At 58.8% G+C, this 20963-nt stretch carries 16 protein-coding genes and 2 tRNA genes; 6 read left to right on the top strand and 12 right to left on the bottom strand.

The window, feature by feature from the left end:
* Window positions 1–299: 299 nt before the first annotated feature.
* Window positions 300–1883 (top strand): diguanylate cyclase domain-containing protein, encoded by a 1584-nt coding sequence (locus C1725_RS08680; RefSeq protein ID WP_102413291.1) that lies wholly within the window; start codon window positions 300–302, stop codon window positions 1881–1883.
* A 19-nt stretch (window positions 1884–1902) separates the two neighbouring features.
* Window positions 1903–3171, top strand: coding sequence for a hypothetical protein (locus C1725_RS08675; RefSeq protein ID WP_102411228.1), 1269 nt, complete (start codon window positions 1903–1905; stop codon window positions 3169–3171).
* A gap of 66 nt (window positions 3172–3237) precedes the next feature.
* Here C1725_RS08675 and C1725_RS08670 read toward each other — a convergent pair whose 3' ends face one another.
* A complete protein-coding gene (locus C1725_RS08670) occupies window positions 3238–4686 on the bottom strand; it encodes a GntR family transcriptional regulator (protein WP_346026879.1) in 1449 nt (482 codons plus the stop codon).
* 454 nt (window positions 4687–5140) lie between these two features.
* On the opposite strand from C1725_RS08670, the gene C1725_RS08665 reads away from it, so the two are divergent.
* Both C1725_RS08665 and C1725_RS08660 read left to right on the top strand, forming a co-directional pair.
* Window positions 5141–7222, top strand: coding sequence for a hybrid sensor histidine kinase/response regulator (locus C1725_RS08665; RefSeq protein ID WP_346026878.1), 2082 nt, complete (start codon window positions 5141–5143; stop codon window positions 7220–7222).
* Window position 7223: 1 nt separating this feature from the next.
* The gene (locus tag C1725_RS08660; RefSeq protein ID WP_346026490.1) at window positions 7224–8549 is read left to right on the top strand and encodes an ABC transporter substrate-binding protein; all 1326 of its coding nucleotides are present in this window, start codon (window positions 7224–7226) and stop codon (window positions 8547–8549) included.
* A gap of 292 nt (window positions 8550–8841) precedes the next feature.
* On the opposite strand, the gene C1725_RS08655 is transcribed toward C1725_RS08660, so the two are convergent.
* The 4 genes from C1725_RS08655 to C1725_RS08640 all read right to left on the bottom strand — a co-directional run bounded on the left by C1725_RS08655 (window position 8842) and on the right by C1725_RS08640 (window position 10657).
* A tRNA-Glu gene (locus C1725_RS08655) sits at window positions 8842–8916 on the bottom strand.
* Window positions 8917–8920: 4 nt separating this feature from the next.
* Window positions 8921–8994 (bottom strand) — tRNA-Gln (locus tag C1725_RS08650).
* An 89-nt stretch (window positions 8995–9083) separates the two neighbouring features.
* Window positions 9084–9989: a site-2 protease family protein gene (locus C1725_RS08645; RefSeq protein ID WP_102411224.1), complete on the bottom strand. Its 906-nt coding sequence runs from the start codon at window positions 9987–9989 to the stop codon at window positions 9084–9086.
* Window positions 9986–10657, bottom strand: a complete 672-nt coding sequence (locus C1725_RS08640; RefSeq protein WP_102411223.1) for a peptidoglycan DD-metalloendopeptidase family protein — start codon at window positions 10655–10657, stop codon at window positions 9986–9988. The genes C1725_RS08645 and C1725_RS08640 overlap by 4 nt, the downstream gene beginning before the upstream one ends.
* A 137-nt stretch (window positions 10658–10794) precedes the next feature.
* Between C1725_RS08640 and C1725_RS08635 the strand changes: the two genes are divergently transcribed.
* Window positions 10795–13131 carry an NAD(+) synthase gene (locus C1725_RS08635; protein ID WP_102411222.1) on the top strand — a complete coding sequence of 779 codons (2337 nt, stop codon included), beginning with the start codon at window positions 10795–10797 and terminating at the stop codon, window positions 13129–13131.
* 75 nt (window positions 13132–13206) lie between these two features.
* On the opposite strand, the gene C1725_RS08630 is transcribed toward C1725_RS08635, so the two are convergent.
* The 7 genes from C1725_RS08630 to C1725_RS08600 all read right to left on the bottom strand — a co-directional run bounded on the left by C1725_RS08630 (window position 13207) and on the right by C1725_RS08600 (window position 19193).
* Entirely contained in the window at window positions 13207–14205 is a 999-nt protein-coding gene (locus tag C1725_RS08630) for a DUF4179 domain-containing protein (RefSeq protein ID WP_102411221.1), read from the bottom strand.
* Window positions 14202–14666 carry a sigma-70 family RNA polymerase sigma factor gene (locus C1725_RS08625; protein ID WP_102411220.1) on the bottom strand — a complete coding sequence of 155 codons (465 nt, stop codon included), beginning with the start codon at window positions 14664–14666 and terminating at the stop codon, window positions 14202–14204. Before C1725_RS08625 ends, C1725_RS08630 begins: the two co-directional genes overlap by 4 nt.
* A gap of 222 nt (window positions 14667–14888) precedes the next feature.
* A complete protein-coding gene (locus C1725_RS08620) occupies window positions 14889–16256 on the bottom strand; it encodes an FAD-dependent oxidoreductase (RefSeq protein ID WP_102411219.1) in 1368 nt (455 codons plus the stop codon).
* A gap of 37 nt (window positions 16257–16293) precedes the next feature.
* A complete protein-coding gene (locus C1725_RS08615) occupies window positions 16294–16743 on the bottom strand; it encodes a rhodanese-like domain-containing protein (RefSeq protein ID WP_102411218.1) in 450 nt (149 codons plus the stop codon).
* 185 nt (window positions 16744–16928) lie between these two features.
* A complete protein-coding gene (locus C1725_RS08610; protein ID WP_102411217.1) occupies window positions 16929–18257 on the bottom strand; it encodes a thymidine phosphorylase in 1329 nt (442 codons plus the stop codon).
* On the bottom strand, window positions 18254–18757 hold the full coding sequence (locus tag C1725_RS08605; protein WP_346026489.1) for a DNA-deoxyinosine glycosylase: 504 nt from the start codon (window positions 18755–18757) through the stop codon (window positions 18254–18256). Before C1725_RS08605 ends, C1725_RS08610 begins: the two co-directional genes overlap by 4 nt.
* Window positions 18744–19193, bottom strand: a complete 450-nt coding sequence (locus tag C1725_RS08600) for an arsenate reductase/protein-tyrosine-phosphatase family protein (protein WP_102411216.1) — start codon at window positions 19191–19193, stop codon at window positions 18744–18746. The genes C1725_RS08605 and C1725_RS08600 overlap by 14 nt, the downstream gene beginning before the upstream one ends.
* Window positions 19194–19472: 279 nt before the next feature.
* Here C1725_RS08600 and C1725_RS08595 point away from each other — a divergent pair, with 279 nt between their 5' ends.
* Window positions 19473–20963, top strand: coding sequence for a helix-turn-helix domain-containing protein (locus tag C1725_RS08595; protein ID WP_102411215.1), 1491 nt, complete (start codon window positions 19473–19475; stop codon window positions 20961–20963).

Raw genomic sequence — 20963 nt, 5'->3', positions numbered from 1 at the left:
CTCTCTTTACAGGCCGAACGCTGTGGCGAAAAGAAAATTTTTCTGCCGCAGCGCTTTTTTATTGCTGTTTTCCGCCTGAATCCTCACTGGATGTATGGCCGTTCAACTTCCAGGGTTGTCTGCAGGATCGCCGTTGTCCTTTCAAGACAGTTGCAAATCACGACGTTCTGCTGTACAATAATATGGATTAGGAGCCAAGAATGTTCGGCCTTTTCGTTGGACTTCTGCACCCCGATCCTTGAAACAGACGGAGGTCCTGGTATCTGTAAAATGAAAGATATATGCGGGTGGATAAAGGTATGAAAAACACAGAAAAGAAGCGAGCTGCCAAAAGTGCCGAGGCATTGGCCTACACCAATGTCCGCAGGGGTTTTATTGCCTGCCTGATTTTAGGCATGATGGTTTTTGTGCTTCAAAATGCGTTTCTTGCTTACAAAAATATGAAGCAGACGGCCCGGACGATTCAGCAGAGCGTCTCCGCACAGGTGTCGGACAAGGTCAATGAATCGCTCAAGCTGCTGAAATCCCTGGCCTCGCTTCAGATTTTTTACGAGCCCGGCATCGCCTGGGAAGAAAAGGTCTCCAAGCTGGATAAAATCAACGAATACTATGGATACATGTTCATCTGCTACGTGGACAAGGACATCGTTGTGTATACCATAGGCGAAGAACCCGCCAGCCTGGCCAGCCGCGAGCATATGCAGAAGGTATACGCCTCCAAGCAGTCCTACGTGACGGACAGCTTTGTCGCCGGAGCCGACGGCAAGACGCTGAACTATACCGTCATCGTCCCGCTGCTGCAGGATGGCGTCCTGACGGGCAGCCTGTTCGCCACGGTCGTCCTGGACGACATCTCCGCGCTCTTGAAGGAGATTACCTCCTCCACGACGGCGGACGCGGTGCTGATTGGCTCCAAGGGGCAGGTCATGTGCGCTACGAACGGCACGGTCTACGGTTCATCCATCCTTGACATTCTGGACGACTACAAGCTCTATGGGGCGACCGCCGACCAGATCGAGGAACAGATGCTGAACCGAAAGGCCGGCTCCTTCCGCAGCAGCGTTGGCGCCGAGCTCCGGTTCACCGAGTACGGCCCCGTAGAAAACGCCAACTGGGACGTGGTGGTCACCGTCGGCTTCTGGCCGGAGTTCTTCTCCATGCTGCCCTCCGCGGGCTTTGTCCTGCTTGGGATGCTGCTGCTCCTGTTGGGGCTGTACTATTTCGTAAATTATCACGCCAGGCTCCAGGCGAATAGCATCGAGCATATGGTCAACGCCGTGCAGGAGATCAAAAAGAAGGTCTGCCAGAGCAGCGACCCCTCGGAGCTATTCGATTATGAGAATATCCTTCAGCTGTCCAGCAGAGGCCTGAACGACGATTTGACGGGCGTGTTTACCCGGGTTATTTTTCTGGACCGGGCGGAAGCGATGCTGCAGGAAAAGCAGGAGAAGCGCGACGGGCAGACCTTTGCCCTCTGCTTTATCGATCTGGACAATTTAAAGACGCTCAACGACAAGAACGGCCACTTAGCCGGTGACATAGCCCTGAAAAGGATCGGCTCCGTCCTGCGGGAGTATAGCGTCAAATACGATGGAATTGTGGGGCGGTACGGCGGCGACGAATTCATTCTGATTCTGCGGGACATCGACGACCGCGAGGAACTGGACGCCGTCCTGAAGGAGATGGTCGGCAGATTAACGTTTGACGTGCGCTGCGAGGACAAGGACATTACGGTTCATTGCAGCATCGGCGTTAGCCTTTGGCATCCGGAATTTTCGCTGGGCACGCTGATCGCCAACGCGGATAAAGCGCTCTATGATGTGAAATGTCACGGGAAGGCCAATTATTCCATCTATTTGTACGGTGAGCACGATGAAATTTAGAAAAAGGCGGGCCCTGATATTGGCCGTCCTCGTTTTGCTGCTAGCGGAAGCGATGCTGGTGCTGGACGGCGCCGTAAAAAACGCGCTCCGCGAGGAGCGCGTGGCGGCAGCCCAGACGGTGGTGGGCGGTTTTCACAAGGGACTTGACGAGACCTTCAAAAATTTGAATGCCGCGCTGAAGCTCTCCTACGCCATCGATCTGGACGACAGCGACCACCTGGAGCTCTTTCAAAAAAGCGCACGGCGGCTCACGGAAGAAAATGAGCACGTGGCCTATGTCGCCTATTTCAAGGAGGATACGCTGGATTATGTCTATCCGGCGGATCGCTTCGGCGCCCTGACCGGAAAGGATATGGCGGACTTCGCCTACAGCATCACCCTGGCGAAATTTGCAAAAATACCCGTCGTGGAGGGGCCGGCCAGCCTGTTCGGCGAGGAAACGGACGTGTTCCTTTTTCTGCAGCCCCTCTATCTGGGCGCGGACTATATCGGCGAGATCGTCGTCGCGATGGACAGCGCCTACGTGCTCTCTACGCTGGGACTGACGGAGCTGGAAGACGGAAACTACGACTATGAGCTCTGGCGTCTGGATTTTCTGGGGCAGACCAAGAACGTCGTCTTGACCACGAACCCCGCTATTGACTATTCGGATGCCGTAAAGCTTGAATTCAGCTTGCCCGCCACCTGGAATATCAGCGTCATGCCGAAAGGCGGCTGGATCACGCAGTCCGAGCATGCGCGCATCGACGCCATCTTTCTCGGGCTTGGCCTCGTCCTGCTCGCGGCGGGTATGCTGCTGTGCCGCGTGGTGGGTCTTCAGCGGAGACTGAAAGTCGCAAAGTATACGAACGCAGACAGCGGGCTGGCCACAATGGAGGGCTTTATCTACTTCGTGAATAAGCGCCTCTCGAAAAAGCCGGATTCCAGGCTGTGCTTCCTGGAGCTGCAACTGGGTAATTTCCGCAGGTTTACAAAAAACATGGGACGCGACGAGCTTGTCGCGCATTTGATGCGGTTCCGCCAAAGCGTGCTGGACTGTCTTCCCAAGGATACCTTCGTAACCAGGCTCAACGACGACTGCTTCCTGCTGGCGATCTTTGCGGACGACGGTTCACGGCCGGATCGGATGATCGAAGACTTCATCCTGCAGCTGTATTGGAAAAGAAGAGTGGACGGTCGTAAAATATTCATTTCGCCGCGTTATTGCACGGTTGCCTATCCCAATGACGGCAGGGACGCGATGTCCCTCGTAAAGGCGGTCACAAAGCAATTCGAGACGACATCTTAAAGAGGATCGGGCCTGTAACGCCAATGCGCACAAGATCAAAACTTCCCTCTGCAAAATAAGAAAAAATCATTTCCACAAAGCACCGCCGTCATAAGCCTCCATGGCAGCCTCGTAATAGCCCAACCGCTTGCACGCTTCGATCACCAAGCAATGGATATGGCGAAATACCCCGGCAGTCTTTTCCGCAAAGGCCGCGTGATTTTCGGCGGTGAGCTGATCGATCGCGATTACGCACTCCTGATGAATTTCGCAGTTTGCAGCCGTCTTCGTCGTGTGGAGCAGGGCCGGAATACTGCGGCCGATCCGCAGGTTCCTTTGCAGGAGTGCGTAAACGCCATTCAGCGTATCGATTCCCGTATGCTCGACAATAAAATCCAGAAGCACGGCGGGGGTACGGCCGTATAGGTACTCTTCATTCCACAGGCGGTCGATCTTATGCTTTACCGTCTGTATCTCGCTCTGCGCAATATGCGGCGCGGCGCAGCTGGCTGTTCCCTCGATCGTTAGGGCCAGCAACTCCAAACTGTCCAGATAGCGCCGAACCTGATTGGCGACTAAATGAGCGGGAATCTGGATTTTATTCAATTCCTCCTGGCTCATCTCCACAAAGATGCCATTGCCGCGTACCGCCTTTACAACGCCCCATTCCTGCATCATTTGTATTGCTTTGAGGGTCGTATCCACGCAAACGCCGTATATTTCCTGCAATTCCTTATGCGTGGGCAGCTTATCCCCTCGCTTGTACCGCCCCACCGCTATGAGGCCCAAAAGGTCCATATACACCGCCGCGTATCGCACCTCCGCCGCCGACAAGAGCTTTTCCAGCTGCGTCCTTCCGAGCACCACCACCGAGTCGGCCGGAACATGAAACGCGGGAGTATCCCCCTCTGTAAAGCCATAGAGCCCGGACATATTGTCAAAGGGAGCGCTCTCCGGGGCATCGCCGCGTTCAACGATCCGCAAAAACCCCTGAAGCTGCTCCCGGTACCTGATCCGATTCGCCTCATGTTCCCGCAGCGGCTTCAGTTCTGCGAGCCCCAGGCTGTCTACCACCCGAAGGATGAGATCATTCTCATTTCGGGCCACAAAAAATCTCCAAAAACGCTTCGACAATCTCCAAAACTCATCTGCGTCCGCCGCGGCCATGTTTTCAAAAATCCTACGTGGTACTTCCAGATCTCCTTTTCGGCAGAGAGAAATCCCATTTTTTATCACGGGGTAACACAGCAGCAGGCCCGTCTTCAATACGTCGTCCGTCACCTCGGCGTCTATTTTTTCCAGCGCAAGCCGGGTCGTCTGATGGACGGCACTACAGTCGTACGTGACAACAGGACGCTTTCGCTGCTGCGTGTCAATCAGGCCTTTTTCTTTCAGCATCTGCAACGCACGTCGAATTGTCTTTTCCGAAATGCCAAATTCCTCGCACAAATTGCTGCGGGAGGGAAGGCTTGACCCTGTCGGCAGCAGCCCGCATTCAATCCTGTTCCTGAGAATCTGATACACCCGCTCGTACATCATAGCATCGTAGCTCAAAATCATCTTCGCCTTTCGCCATGTAACCTCTATTGTTTCGCCCGTCTTTTATGTCCTCGCGTTCATGAAGGACGGCCTTTTTATACATACAGGGACCCTTATTTTCATCATTATATGGCAGAGCCCCCTATTTTGCAACTGCAACGAGCCGGGGCACGCCGTAACCCTTTTTCCTGTTAAATCGTCCGCCGAAGGACGAACCCGCGCCCCCCATTTTGGAGGCGGTGCATTCCCCCGCTCCCCCCGTCTTATCACAATTTGCAGTTGCAAAAAATGAGCGATTGCAATATACTCTATCTGGATATGGTTCCAAGATAAACGCGGTTGACGGGGCGTATCCGAGTCAAATGTGACGCTAAAACCGTCCACCAAGAACCAAGGAGAAAAGGAGCGTATTGCTATGAGCGGAGCAAAGCGGAGAATTTTCCCCTTGTTCGTGTTGTCCGCGGTCGTCGTCAGCCTGCTGTCCGCCGGTTACTGGCTTTATCAAAGAAGCGTTCGCGAGGTCATCCACGCCACAACCGTATCCTTCATGGAGCAGATCGCGGAGCACGACCGGCAGAACATGCTCAACCAGATGGACAGCAAATGGTCGGCGCTTATGACGATCACAAACCGCATCAACGCCGCAAGAGAGTATTCGCTCGCGGAGGTCTTCACTGACTTGAAGCTCAACGTGGTCTCCGGGACGTTTCAGCGGCTGTACCTGGTGACGGACGAAGGGAGCGTATACGCGCATACCGGCCTGAAAACGGATTTAAACGACATGGCCTGGAAGGAAGATTACCTGATCGCCGACGGCTATTTCGCCTCCATCTACCGTGAGAGCACCCGCGAGCACTGGGGGGAATACATGGTCTGCGGGGCAAAGCTGTCCGAGCCTGTCCGGTGCGGCGAGACGCACGTGGTCGGCATCGTCGGCCTGGTGCCCGTCTCCTCTATCGAAGCGCAGATGCGCCTGGAAAGCTTTAACCAGATGGGCATGACCGTCATCATCCAGTCCAACGGCGAAATCGTGACGTCCAGTACGGTCTACGAGGACGACGCCACGAACAACTACCTGAGCTTTCTGGCGAACGTCACCCTGCAGAAGGGCTACACCCAGGCCGTGGTTCACGACGCCATCCAGCGGGGAGAGCGGCAGCTCTTTCGGTTCTCCGTGAACGACAAGGGATTTTACACGCTGATCGAGCCGCTAAGCGACATATACCGCTCCGGCTGGAGCCTGGTCGTTCAGCTTTCCGACAAGATCACCACGGATCAGGTGCACAGGCTCCTGCTACAGTCGCTGGTGTTCTTCGTGCTGATCGGCATCGTATGTCTTTTGACCGTGGTCTTTATCTACCGGCAGATGAACGAGGTGAAAACCCTCCGCATCGTGGAACAGACCAAGACGAAGTTCCTGGCGAATATGAGCCACGAGATCCGCACGCCGCTCAATGGCATATCGGGGCTGTGCTACCTCATGCAGGAGAGCCTGGACGACAAGGACAAATTAAAAGAGTACCTGCAAAAAACGCTCGTGACGACCACGTTTTTAAAGGACATCATCAACGACGTTCTGGACATGTCAAAGATCGAAAGCGGTCAGCTGGAGCTGATTTGCCGGGATTTGAACCTGGACGAGCTGCTGTCCGAGGTAAACAAGCTGCTGGAGACGCAGGCCCACGACAAGGGAGTTGCCTTTACAATAGAAGGTCGGGGCCTGAAACAAAACTGGGTCATCGGGGACGCGATCCGACTCAAGCAAATCCTGATGAACCTCCTGGGCAACGCCATCAAGTTTACGCCGGCAGAGGGCTCCGTCGTGCTGACCGCTACCCAGACGTTGGACAACGGAATCGCCAACACCACCTTCGTCATCCGGGATACCGGCTGCGGCATGAGCCAGGAATTTCTGACGCGGATTTGGCAGCCCTTTGAGCAGGAGAACCGGACGATCTCTAAAAACGGCACGGGCCTCGGCACGACGATCAGCAAGAATCTGGTGGAGAAGATGGGTGGTACGATCTCTGTGGACAGCAGGCCGGAACAGGGCACCGTCTTCACCATCACGATCCCCCTTCCGATTTCAAAGAAGTCCGGCGCGGCGCGGGAGCAGGCCTCCCGGAAGTCCGCGGCCGACATAAAAGGCATGCGCATTCTCGTCGTGGAGGACAACGAGCTGAACAGGATGATCGTCACAACGGTCTTAACAGAGCAGGGCTGCCTTTTGACAGAGGCCGTCAACGGCAAGGAGGCCGTAGATATCTTTGAGGCCAGTCCGGCAAAGGCCTTCGACCTGATCCTGATGGACGTGCAGATGCCGGTGATGGACGGATACGAAGCGGCGCGACGCATTCGGCGGAGCGGCCATCCGGATGCCAGGAGCATCGTCATCTTTGCCGTGACCGCCAGCGCGTTCCAGGAGGATCTGGACAAAGCGCTGAACGCAGGCATGAACGACACGCTCACAAAGCCGTTGGATATCGCCAAGCTGTTGGATAAAATCGGACGTTTGGAAATGAGGAAAAGATAAAGTGAAGCGGATATTCTGTGTATGTTTGGCGTTTGCCGTCGTTCTTTCCCTGTCGGGATGCCAGTCTACCTCCTCGAACAACGGGAAGTCACGCGCGATTACCCTCAAAATATCCACGCCTCCGATCGGGCTGGGCGACATACCGGGCGTGGGCGAATCGGAAGTCAGCGATATGCTGGCGCTGGCCGCGGAACGGTTCAGCGCTCAGTATACGGCCTGCGACGTGCGGTTTGAGATCAGCCGCTACAATTATATGGACGAAAAGGCACAGCTGCTGGACAAGATCGGCACGCAGGATGCAACGGACATCTTCTTCGCCGGTTCCTGGAATACCTCCGCCTGGGCGGACAAGGGGTGGCTCGTCCCGCTGGACGACATCATCGACGAAGCGCTGCGCTCGGATATCAGCAGCACATTCTGGAATCAGAACACCTACGAAGGGCACGTCTACGTCCTCCCCTATCACCAGCTGCAAAACACGCTGGCTGTGAACCGGGCCATGATGGAGCAGGCGGGGCTGGATGCCTTCATTCCCGAGCCGGACACCATCGCTCACTGGTCCACGGAGGATTTCAACACGGTGTTCGCGGGGCTGAAGGCGTCCATCGCCGACGAGAGCACCTATGTGTTCATGATGTATGCACTGACCAGCCAGGGAGACAGCCACATCATGACGCTGCTGCAGGCGATGGGCGGCAGCCTGTACGACGAGGAAGGGAATTTTGCCGTGAATACGCCGGAGGGCATCGCGGCGCTCGCGTGGCTGAAGTCTCTGGACGATCAGGGCTATGTGCCGAAGGCTGCAGAAAACATCGAATTTGCCGACGTGATCGACCTGTTCGGCAACGGTCAGCTGGCCATCTGCATGTCCAATCTCACCAATCTATGGGATTACCGTGATCAGGGGCTGGACGTGTTCCCGGTCAACTTCCCCAGCATGGATGGCCGCGGCTACGCCGTCGCCACCACCAACGGCTTTTGTGTGTTTGACAACGGCGACGCGGAAAAAATACAGGTGGCAAAGGAGTTCATCCGGTACATTTATTCGGATGAGGAATTGATGAAATACACGCTGGGCACCCTTCCGGTCAATTATTCGGTCATGGAAGAATACGGCGATAAGATCTGGATGCTGAATGCCTACAGGGAAAACAGCGAAAATCTTACCACCATCGTTCGTCTCGACAACCTGAACTGGCAGGGCGTGCGGGATGCGTTTTACCTCAACATTCAGGATCTGCTGCGGGGAACGAAAACCCCCGCCCAGGTTGCGGCCTCCATCGACGAGACCTGCAACGCCGCGCTGGAACAGGGCCGCCCGCACTGAACGGGAGGCGAAGGCGCCTCACGCAGGCCTCAAACGAATCCACCGGCGGAGGACATGCCGGGATGTGATCTAACATTCCGCCTCGGGAGAAAAAATTTTCCATATCATCCGTGCAAAATGATCCTTCATTTTGCACGCGGTCATCGACTTGGTCGATGGCTAGACGGCCGGCAAACGCATCGGCCGTTTTTCTTTCACCGCAGAGCGCGGCCGTTCCGTACCCATATTGCTTTCAAAGCGTCATGCTTTTTCAAAAATCAAAAAAAGCGCCGACTTTCGACGCTTTCCGCTTTGGTAGCTCCAAGGGGAATCGAACCCCTGATTTCGCCTTGAGAGGGCGACGTCTTAACCGCTTGACCATGGAGCCATAATGGCTGGGGAACTAGGATTCGAACCTAGACAATACGAGTCAGAGTCGTAGGTGCTGCCGTTACACAATTCCCCAATATTCAGTTCATCCGGGAGCGTTTTTGAAGTGCTCCGTTCGACGAATGATATTATAGCGCATTCCGCGCCCCATGTCAACAGGTTTTTTCAATCTTTTTTCACTTTTTCTTGTCTTTTCCGTAACCCCTCCAGCGCGTCCCGCACGGACTGCGTCGGGTCCTCCATGAGCGCCGAAAGCAGCGCGTCTTCCCGCAGCGTGCCCAGAGGGCGCATCTCATCGTCCACGACCTGAAAATCCCCATAAGCGCGCGCCGAGAGGCCTCCAGCCAGCGCCGTCAGCGGCAGGTCCGCACGCACGAGCATCGAGCGGACGGGCAGCACGCCGCGCCGCGTGAGCTGGCGCACGTGGCAGAGCACCGTGCGCACGCCGCCCATGCCGGGCGTCTGCCGCTCCTTCGCCGCCGCGTAGACGAGATAGCTTCCCGTGAGAAAGAGGGTCAGGTTCAGAACCCTGTACACCGCGCCGTAGACACCCAGGGCGATAATCGCAAGCCCGACCGCCTCCCCCGCGCGCGAAAAGACGCGCAGACAGCGCTCACGTCCCAGGCGCGCGGCGCACAGGGCGTACAGCGCACGCCCGCCGTCGAGCGGGAGCACCGGTAAGAGGTTAAAGAACATGAGCACCAGGTTGATGCGCACGAAGAGCTGCGCGTCCTGGCGCACAGCCCACCCCGATCCCACGCAGGCCATCGCCAACACGACGAGCAGCGCGTTCATCGCCGGACCCGAAAGCGCGATGACCGCGCTGCGCCATCCGGTCTCCTCCCGCATGCCTTCGAGCCTCGCGCAGGCGCCGAAGGGCATCAGCTCCAGCGAGACGACCTGAAAGCCCAGCAGGCGCGCCGTAAGCGCGTGCGCCAGCTCGTGCAGCGTCAGCACGGTGATGCTCACCGCCAGCACGCGCTGAAGGCCCATCATGCACATCGCCGCCATGAAAATCGGAAGCGCGGGGTGCATCTCGATGCTCACGTCCCTGACCTTGGCTATTTTCATCGCTTCGCGACGTCCGCAGGGTTCAGCATCCTACCCTCTCTGCGAATTTCAAACGACAATTCGCCGTCCGCTGTTCCCAGGACGCCCTCCTCCTCTACGTAATCGCCCTCCCAGGCGAGACACTGCGCCAGGTTGCCGTAAATCGTTTCGGAGCCGTCCGCATGCTGAAGCCGCATCGTGTAAAGCCCTTCGTCGCCGCGCGTGACGCTCATTACTTCGCCCGCGGCCGCCGCCTTTACGTCGCCCTCGCAGGCAACCTCCAGCCACGGCTCCTGCTCGCTCCAGGTGTGCACGACGTCGCCCTTGGGGACCTCGTAGGCCGCTGTCTCCTCCCCGACGTTCCAAAAGACGAGCACGCTCTCGGGCAGCATGTTCTGCACGAACTGCAGCCTGCCCAACGCCTCGTCCGGCTGGAAATCCATCTGCACCGCAGAGGCGACGCGGCTCATCACGCCGTCCGCCGTCGTGCCGCCGATGTTGGCAAAGCTCATCGCCGCGAGCACCGCCGCCGTGCACAGCGCGCAGTCGCGAAGCAGCCGCTCGGGCAGTGTGAGCCCGCCCGTCTCCTGCTGCTGCCTGGAGCCGGGCTTTGCGCCCGTGCCCGGCGCGCGCCGCTCACGCACCTGCATGCTGCCGACGTGAATGACATGTCTGTCCGGATTGCTCATGTTTCATCCCTCCCGCATCGTACTGATTCCTATGCAAAGGCCGGCGGAATCATGCCGCCGCGGTTGTACAACCGGCCCAAATGTGGTACAGTAAGAAAAACTATTTTCGTCCCCATCGTTGGAAAGGATGATGAACGTTGTTAAGTGGAATGCTCCGCGTGGGCGCCGCTGTTCCGCGCGTTGACGTCGCGGACTGCGCCAAAAATACGCAGAATATCATCGGGCTCATCGACCGCGCCGCGGACGCGGGCGTGCGCATCCTCGTCTTCCCCGAGCTTTGCCTTTGCGGCTACACCTGCGGCGACCTGCTGCTGCAGCCCACGCTGCAGACGGCCGCGCTCGACGGTCTGCTTCGCATCGCCGCGCACGGCGGGCCCGTCGTCTCCATCGTCGGTCTGCCGCTGATGGCGGGCGGGCGGCTGTTCAACTGCGCTGCCGTCGTATCGGGTGGACGCGTCGCCGGCATCGCGGTCAAGCAGCATCTGCCCAACTACGCCGAATTTTACGAACAGCGCTGGTTTTCCCCCGCGAGCGAGGCGCCCGCCGCGATCTCCCTTTCGGGCGATACCGTTCCCATGGGCGGCGGGCTGCTCTTTGAAAGCGATGAAGCCTGCTTCGGCGTAGAAATCTGCGAGGACCTTTGGGTGCCCGCGCCGCCCTCCGGCCCGCTGTGCATGGCGGGCGCGCAGCTCATCTTCAACCCCTCCGCCAGCAACGAGGTCGTCACCAAGCACCGCTACCGCACGGAGCTGATCTCGCAGCAGTCCGCACGCTGTATGTGCGGCTACGTTTACGCGGGCGCCGGCTACGGCGAATCGACGACCGATCTCGTCTTTGCGGGCTACGCGGGCGTCTACGAAAACGGCCGCCTGCTCGCCGAAAACAGGCGCTTTGTCCGCAGCGAATCGCTGACGGTCGCGGATGTGGACCTGCAGCGCCTCACATTTAAGCGCGCGCGCAACCGTTCCTTCTTCACGGACGCGCCGCAGGGCCTGCGCCGCATCCCCATAAAGCTCGGTGGTGCGGACAAGGCCGACCTGCTGCGCCCCGTCTCGCCCATGCCCTTCGTGCCCACGGGGACGGAGCGCGAGACGCGCACGCAGGAGATCCTCTCAATCCAAAAAAACGGGTTGCTCACCCGCTTTGAACGCACAGGGCTTCACAAGGCGGTCATCGGCGTTTCGGGCGGCCTGGATTCGACGCTGACGCTGCTGGTGACGGCGCACGCCTTCCGCGAGGCAGGCTACCCCGCCGACGGACTGCACGCGATCACGATGCCGGGCTTTGGCACCGGCAGCCGCACGCTGAACAACGCGCGCGCGCTCATGGCGCGGCTGGGCTGCACGGTGAAGGAAATCCCCATCGGCCCGGCGGTTACGCAGCACTTCGCGGACATCGGCCAGAACCCCGACGTACACGACGTCGCCTACGAAAACGCGCAGGCACGCGAGCGCACGCAGGTTCTGATGGACTACGCCAACCGTATCGGCGCGCTGGTGATGGGCACGGGCGACCTCTCCGAGCTGGCGCTGGGCTGGTGCACCTATAACGGCGACCAGATGTCCATGTACAACATCAACGGCAGCGTACCCAAGACGCTGATCCAGCATCTGGTGCGTTACATGGGCCATACAGTGTTCGGAGGGGAAATCGCCGCCATCGTGGACGACATCCTGGATACGCCGATCTCCCCGGAGCTGATCCCCTCCAAGGAAGGCGAGGAGCTCTCCCAGCGCACGGAGGACGTGCTGGGGGCTTACGCGCTGCACGACTTCTTTCTGTACAACATGATGGACTGCGGCGCGGGGCCGGACAAGCTGCTCGCGCTGGCCGAAGCCGCCTTTGCCGGCGCCTACACCCGCCGTCAGATCGTGGACGCACTGGAGACGTTTACGCGCCGTTTCTTCAGCCAGCAGTTCAAGCGCTCGTGCATGCCCGACGGCCCCAAGGTCGGCAGCGTAAGCCTTTCTCCGCGTGGCGACTGGCGCATGCCCAGCGACGCGAGCGCGGCCCTGTGGCTGAACCGGGTGCGCGCGATCCGCCAAAGCCTCAGTTACTGCGAGGTCTATCCCCTCGACGGGCTTTCCGATTACCGCTTTATCGTGACGCTCTCGCGCTATCAGGACAAAATCCTGCTCAGCCAGCATAAAAAACGCGCCACCTGGGAGACGCAGGGCGGCCACATTGAGCCCGGCGAAACGCCCGAGGAAGCGGCGCGGCGCGAGCTGTACGAGGAATCGGGCGCGACGGACTTCACGCTGACGCCGCTCTTCGACTACCGCGCGGGCGACGAAAAGGATTCGTCCAACGGCAGGGTCTTCTTTGCGGACATCCGCACGCTCTCGGCGTTGCCCGAAAGCGAGATGGCGCGCACCTGCACCTTTGATTGCCTGCCGGAAAATCTGACGTATCCGGCCATTACCCCGGTGCTGTTCAGGGCGGCAAAGGAACGTTTCCCCGGATGCGCACTTTAAGCAAAAGACAAACGCGCGGCCCGGAGCTGAAAAAAATCAGCTCCGGGCCGCGCTCCGTTTCTGCAAATTCCCGCTTTACTCAAACGACAGGGCGAGCACCTCCCCGATGGGTTCCCCGTTCGACGCCGCCTGCAGCCCAATCCTCCGGGGCAGCTCGTCAAAGGCGTCCACGCCGTTGGACAAGAGGGACGTGGATGTGGGCTCAACGGCGTTCCCCGCTTCGTCCAGTACCAGCACGTCTATGCCCGTGTACGTCCGGGCCCCGTCCGCAAAGTCGATGTCCACCACGGTCTGCAAGGGGGTAAAGGTAAAGGTCACGCGGTCGATCTCCTTCCCGTTCAATTCGCCGGGACGCTCGAACGTGAAGGTATGGTTTTTCAGGGTGTGGTCGGTCACATCAAATTCCAGCCATTCGTCCGTCCGCTCGTCCTCCTGCCCCTTCGTAAACTTGTGCGCGCCCGCGCCAAAGGACAGCCGCGTAGACTTCATTTGTGTGCAGCTGAACGACAGAATCATCGAGAGCACGTCGTCCGCTTCCTGCCGGTAATAAAAACCCAGTTCGCCCCAGAACGTTTCACTTCCTTTATCGGTGACGCACAGGAGATCCGGATCAAGCGGCGCGTAATAGACGCTATAGGTATCCAGCAGCGCCTGTTCGTCCTCCGCTTTTCCTTCGATCCGCCGGTCGTCCCAGGGCACCATCGCCGTGCCCTCCGGGCTCCTGTACTCGATCACCAGATGACCGGCGAAGCCGTCCCAAATCGCCTCGCGCACGGTCACCGTCACGTCGCCTACGCGCTTTGAAGCCTGTGGATAATCTACGAGCTCCTGCGCGCCGGGCTTTAGCTCCTCTCCGTACATCCAGCCCAGAAAGTCCCCCACGCCAAACTGCCTCGCCATCGCTAGCGCGGTACCGCCCAGCAAAAGCACTAGCACGCAGACGATGATGATCGTCCGTAACACATGTTTTTTCACGATACGTTCCTCCTCAAGCTGTGATAGGGTGCGCTCGACACGCACGGCAAGGCTGTCCGGCAGCGGCTCGTAGGCGCGCCGCCATTCTTCGCGCTTCATTCGATCCCCTCCTTCAGAAGGGCACGCAGGCTTTCGCGCGCACGTGAAAGCCGCGAGCAAACCGCGCCCTTGGTCGTACCCAGCATCGAGGCGACCTCCTGCACGCTGTAGCCCTCCATGTAGTGCAGCACAGTCGCGGCCCGCAGCTTTTGCGGAAGACGGCTGAGCGCCAGGCGCAAATCCTCGTTCTGCGTAGGCACGTCGGGCTGCATCAACTGCTCCACCGGCGTCGTGCGCCGCTGCCTGCGCTGAATGGCAATGCACTCCCGGATGAGGATGCGAACCAGCCAGGTGTTAAAATACCGCTCGCTGCGCAGGGTATCCCGCTTTTGCCAGGCTTTGCAGATTGCCTCGCTGATCGCGTCCAGGCGGTCGTGCTCACACGCAAGGTAACTGCACGCGATGCGGTACAGGCTGCCCTGCGCCGAGGTGATCCTCGCGGCGAAGTCCTCCTTGTCCATGGTGTTCCTCCTCTTTGGATGTCCGTCGGGCGTTGGACGCGGGGCGTCCGGCGCCGGCGGGATAAGGCCGCTTGCGCGGCCCTCTTTTAAAAGCGCGCTTCACCCATTAGACGCACGAGCACAGCCCCAGATTCAGGAAATGCAAATTTTTATTCCAAGGGGGGCAAGAGGTTTCACCAAAAACGAAAACCGGCCGAGGCAATCGGCCGGAAAGAAAAATTCTCAGAGGCTGAACAGGTCGTTTAAGGCCTCCGTCATCGTGGGATGGGTGAAGACCTGGTCGCGAAGCGCCGTGTAGGGCGCTCCCAAATCCATGGCCAGCTTCACGACGTTGATCGTCTCGTAGGACTCGCTGCACAGCAGCATCGCGCCCAGGATTTTGTCCGTCCGGACATCCACGACCGCCTTGAGCAAGCCGTCCGTCGCCCGAAGCACCTGCGCCTTGGGGATCGCCGCCGCGGGCATCTTCATCACGCGGACGTCGTAGCCCGCGGCGCGCGCTTCGCGCTCATTCAGCCCAACGCGGGCATAGGGCGTGTGCAGGAACACGCTGTAGGGCACATTCCTGCGATCCGCCGTGGTGTAACGCGTGCTGCCGGACAGCTGCGACCATACGACGCGAAAGTCGTCCAGCGACACGTAGGTGTGCTGCGCGCCGCCGTTTACGTCGCCCAGCGCCCAGATGCCTGGCGCGGTCGTGCGGAGCTGATCGTCGACCCGAACGGCCCCATGCGGCGTGAGTTGAACGCCCGCTGCCTCGCAGTTCAGCCCCTGCGTATTGGGCACGCGCCCCGTCGCGACCAGCACCGCGTCCGCCTCAAAGCGCTCGACCGTTCCGCCGGCCTCAAACGTTAGGACCGGCCCCTGCGCGCCCTTCTCAATCTTCTGCGTCTTTGCGTTAAATCGCAGGATGATGCCCTGCGCTTCCAGCGTATCGCGAATCGCCCGCGCCACGTCCTCGTCTTCACGCGGCAGAAAGTCCCCGTTATCCTGCAGGACGGTCACCTGGCTTCCGAAGTCCGCGAACATGGAGGCAAACTCCAGTCCGATGTATCCGCCGCCGATGACGACGAGGCGGTGCGGAAGGACCTCGACGTCCATCAGCCCCGCGCTGGTGTAGACGCCCGGCGTATCCCGAATGCCCTCGATGGGCGGAATGCGGGCAGTAGAACCGGTATTGATGAAGATCTGCGCGCTCTCAAGGAGATATGTGCCCGTATCCCCCGTTACCTCCACCTGATGCGCGCCCACAAAACGGGCATGCCCATCGTACAGGGTGACGTTCTCCATACGTTCCAGCTTGTCGTAGTTCTTTTTGCGCAGCATCGCCGTCAGCCGCCGTTTTTCTTCGACCGCCCGCCGAAAAGCCGCCGCTTTCTCCGCCTCAGGCGCGTGCGGATCCGTCTTCGCCGCGCTCGTAATCAACGACTTGGAGGGAATGCACCCCACGTTGATGCAGGTGCCGCCGTACATGTCGGAATCCATCTCCGCCAGGGCCACCTTTTTCCCGCTCGCGCCGAGCTTTGCGGCCAGCGTCTTGCCGCCCTTGCCAAACCCAATGATGATCGCGTCGTATTCGTTCCTTTTCATAGCCCATCCCTGTCCTTTCTCGTATGCCCTGTCATCCTTATTCAGCCGCGTTTGCGCCCGGTTCGACGCCTGTCACCGTATCATACGTCCAATCGAGGATGCCTCCCATGTCGTACACGCGCCGATACCCCATCCGCACCAGCTTGTCAGAGGCCTGTTTGCTGCGCACGCCCGACCGGCAGTAGACGATCAGCGTCGCCCCGGCATCCGGCAGCGCCGCCGGCATTTGATCCGCAATGTCTTCGTTGGGGATGTTGATTGCGCCCGGCACGTGGCCGTCCTCGTATTCGTCCGTCCTGCGCACGTCCACCACCGTCACGCCGCCCGCATCGATCATGCGCTTTGCCTCGGCGGGATCGATCTTCTGGTAAGCCCCGCCGCTTGTTTCCATTCCGTCTGGCTTCCCCGCGTCGGGCTTTGCGCACGCCGTCAGCAGCATGCTCACCGCCGCAAGCCCCATCAACAACAATATGCTCTTCCGTTTCATACATCGCGCTCCATTCTGTAATCTCGCTTGTAACAGTAATTATAATAATTACAGTCTTGTTTGTCAAGAGAAAACCAGAAAATAAAAAATCCTGCGCTACGCGGGCAAACCGAAATCCCGCAAACGCAAGAATGCGCGCCTTGCTTCTCTCAAAAGCAAGGCGCGCCGTTATAGATAAAATTGTCTCACACGACGCCTTCCGGCGTCACCGTCGCATAGATGAGCGGCGGCCTCACGGGCTCCTCGTCCGACAGGAGAACGATCTCCTGCATGCGCTTAGCCGCGGCGTCCGCGCGCGCCGCGGCGTTCGCGTGAATGTGGCAGATCGGCTCGCCCGCGCGAACGAAATCACCGATGCGCACGTCCATGACCAGGCCGACCGCAGGATCGATCGTGTCGTCCTTGCGCGCCCGGCCCGCACCGAGCCCCTGCGCCACGTAGCCGATGGCCGTCGTGTCCAGCGCGGCGACGTAGCCGTCCCGCGCCGCGGGCACGGCCGTCACGAGCTTTGCCCGCGGCAGCAGCCCCACGTCGTCCGCGACGCGCGCATCGCCGCCCTGTGCCGCGATCATCTCCCTGAACTTTTGAAGGCCCGCGCCGCTCTCGAGCGCCGCGCGCATCTTCTTCTTCGCCGCTTCCAGCGAATCTGCAAGGCCCGCCGCGAGCAGCATCTGCCCGCCCAGCGTCAGCGATACCTCGCGCAGATCGGCGCTCTTTTCGTCCGCGCTGCCCGCGAGAATCTCGATCGCCTCCCGCACCTCCAGCGCGTTGCCCACGTGGGTGCCCAGCGGCTGGTCCATGCCCGTCACCATCGCCAGCGTGGGCTTGCCCGCCAATTCCCCGATGCGCACCATGGCCTGCGCCAGGTCGATGCTCTCGTCAAGCGTCTGCATGAGCGCGCCGCTGCCGGTCTTCACGTCCAGCACGATCGCGTCCGAGCCCGCCGCCAGCTTCTTGGAAAGGATGCTGGACGCGATGAGCGGGATGCAGTCCACCGTGCCCGTCACATCGCGCAGCGCGTACAGGCGTTTGTCCGCGGGCGCGAGGTCGGCCGTCTGCCCGATGACCGCGCAGCCGATGTCCCGTACCTGGCGCAGGAAATCCTGCTCCGAGAGCGCGATCGTGCAGCCGGGAATGCTCTCCAGCTTGTCCAGCGTGCCGCCGGTGTGCCCCAGCCCCCGCCCGGACATCTTGGCGACCTTCGCCCCGCAGGCGGCCGCAAGCGGCGCGAGCACCAGCGTCGTCGTGTCTCCCACGCCGCCGGTGGAGTGCTTGTCCACGCACACACCGCCCACGCTGCGAAGATCCGCCACGTCGCCGGAGTGCATCATCTCCATCGTGAGGTCAGCCGTCTCCTGCGGCGTCATGCCGGCAAAGCAGATGGCCATCATCAGCGCGGAAAGCTGGTAATCCGGCAGGGAACCGTCCGCCGCGCCCCGCACGAAGTAACGGATCTCCTCGCGGGAAAGCGCCTCCGCGCGCTTCTTCTTCAGGATGATCTCGACCATGTTCATGGCATTTCCTCCTCCGCCGCGCTGCGCAGCCTTTGCCACGCAGCGCGTTTTTCTTCAAACGGGCGCGTATAGGCCGGGCTCGTGGACGGCATTTTGTACACACAAAGGCCTTTCCCCTGCGCAAACCCCGACTTCAAAAAGAGCGCGTGCGCCGCCGCGCCGTTGCACAGCACCGTATGAATGCCCGGCGCGAAGGCAACCAGCGCTGCAAAATCGTTGAATTCGACGCTGCGCATCGCGGTGTCAAGGCTTCCCTCCCGCTCACAGGCGCGCGCCGCATCCCACAGAGCGATGCGGTGCGCCCGCGCAAAGGCGAGGCGACGCGCATAATCCGAATCCAGCTCTTCGTTCCAGAGAGAAAAGACGATCGGCCAAAATGCGTTGCGCGGGTGCGCGTAATACTGCCCCGCGCGCAGCGAAGCGATTCCGGGCATCGATCCTAAAACCAGCACGCGCGCATCGCCGTTCGCCACGAACGGAAAGCTCTCACAGCGCGGCACAGGCGCGCTCCATAGCTCTTTGCACGAGGTCCTCCAGCTGTTGCGCGCACAGCTCGTACACCGCGTCGCTCATCCCGTAGGGGTCGTCTACATACCCGCTAACGCCCGCATATTCGCTCAAGGTGAACGTCTTATCGTTGGGCTCCACCTGCAAGATCGCCTGCTTGTGCCCCTGCGTCATACAGAGCACCAAATCCGCCGCGCCGAATATCTCCGGCGTCAGCATGCGCGAACGGTGTGTATCGAGCGAAAGGCCGCGCGTGCGCATCGCGTTCTTCGCGCCGTCCGTCGCCTCTTCGCCCGTAAAGGCCGATATGCCGGCCGAAAAAACGGTGATCTTCGCCCCCACGCCGTGGTGCTTAAGCCAATCGCGCGCAAGCGTCTGCGCCATGGGGCTCCGGCACGTGTTGCCGGAACAGACAAAAAGGATCTCCATCACAATTATACTCCGTCATAATCATCTATAGGCCCATACTTGGAATTATTTTATCATATTCATGATCTATTTTCAAGGCTTTGGCTCGCCGCCTCTGCCGGACAATCAACGCACGCTTTTTCCGAATATTTTTTCCCTCATGGTTCATTGATCGTCAGCACGGGCAATCAGAACCCGAGTGATTATTTATGGACAGTAAAGCCTTCATATGCTATATTGAATTTGACGGCATAACCTTGTGGGTGCTGTCAAATTACCGTTTTCATCTGGAGGACCAGCATGCTATCTGTCTTAATTGTTGACGACGAAGCTTATGTTTGTGACGGTATCGCGCAGAACATTCCATGGTCTCAATTCGGTATCGGTTCGGTTCTCAAGGCCCGAACAGGAAAAGAAGGCCTGGCTGTCGCCGAAAAAATGCGTCCGGACATCGTCATCAGCGATGTTCGCATGCCCCATATGAACGGGCTCGATATGGCTTCCACCTTGTTGTCCATCCATCCGAAAATTCGATTCATTTTTATGAGCGCGTACTCCGAGCTCGAATACTATAAAAAGGCATTAAAGCTGCACGCTGTAAGCTTTATAGAAAAGCCGATTATACTGGAAGAATTGACAGAAGAAGTCCGCCATGCGGCGGATCAGATCGAGTCCGAGGCTTCTGCCGGTTTCGTGTCGAAAGCCGATATAGAAAAATATGCCTTGCTGGATTTGATTCGCCAAAACAAAACGCCAGCGGCTGAACGTCTTGGAGATGAGCTCACGGCTTTCAGCTTCCATGCCCTTTTTGTGATTGGCCGGCTTCCCGAACTGCCGCAGCAGACAATCGAGCAAGCCCGAAAAAAGATTTTGTCCTTACTTCCTTCGCCAGCAAAAATACTGGGAATCTATGACGGCCAATTTCACCTCTTTTTAGCATCCTCCAGCCCTTTTTCACCCGAGCAGATACGAACCGCCGGCGAATATCTGTTGCGCCTGAGCGAAGGCCGCGCGGCATACATAACGACTGCCGGCTGCAGGAGCGCGGAACAGCTTTCAGAAATATACAAACAGGCCGTTCAAAGACAGGCATACGGATTTTTTCATGACATCGCCCATTTAGACCTGTCGTTCAGTTCTTCGTCAGCTCCAAAAAAGTCGTTTCCCGACGTTGAACGGCTGTGTAAGCTGATCAAGGAAGCCATCAAAGACGCCGATTTTGGCCGTCATCAGAAGCTCACGGACGCCTTTTTTTCACAGCTGAGAACGACGCCTTATCTGCCGCCCGATCAAACGTGCCTGTCCGTGCTAAAGATGTTGAACGCGGTCAAAGAGGGGTTCCAGTCGTTGGGGGCTCCGACGAACGATGAGCCTCCCTGGGAGGCCGTGACGCGTATGACCTCCCTCACGCAAATTCAGAAATACTACAACGAGCAAACAGCTCTAATGATCGGCCGTTTTGAGGCGCTCCACGAAAAAGGGCGCAACGCCTTATACATTCGGCAAATGATCGATCAGAACTTCATGATTCCTCATTTTTCCGTTTCATCCCTGTCGGACAAGGTGCATTTTTCAGAAAGCTATTTAAGCAATCTCTTTAAGAAACAATATCACATGACCGTCGGAGAATATATCAATCAATTGAGGATGGAAAAAGCCAAGCAGCTTTTGTTGGAGCCTGCCGCGCGAGTGAGCGATGTTGCCGAACAGGTCGGTTTCGACAACACCGATTACTTTACCAAACGTTTCCGGCAGTTTACGGGGCTGACGCCAACGGAATACAGGAGATGA

The organism is Beduinella massiliensis (assembly GCF_900199405.1).
Lineage (GTDB): Bacteria > Bacillota > Clostridia > Christensenellales > Aristaeellaceae > Beduinella > Beduinella massiliensis.
This window is presented reverse-complemented; position numbering and strand designations above follow the sequence as displayed.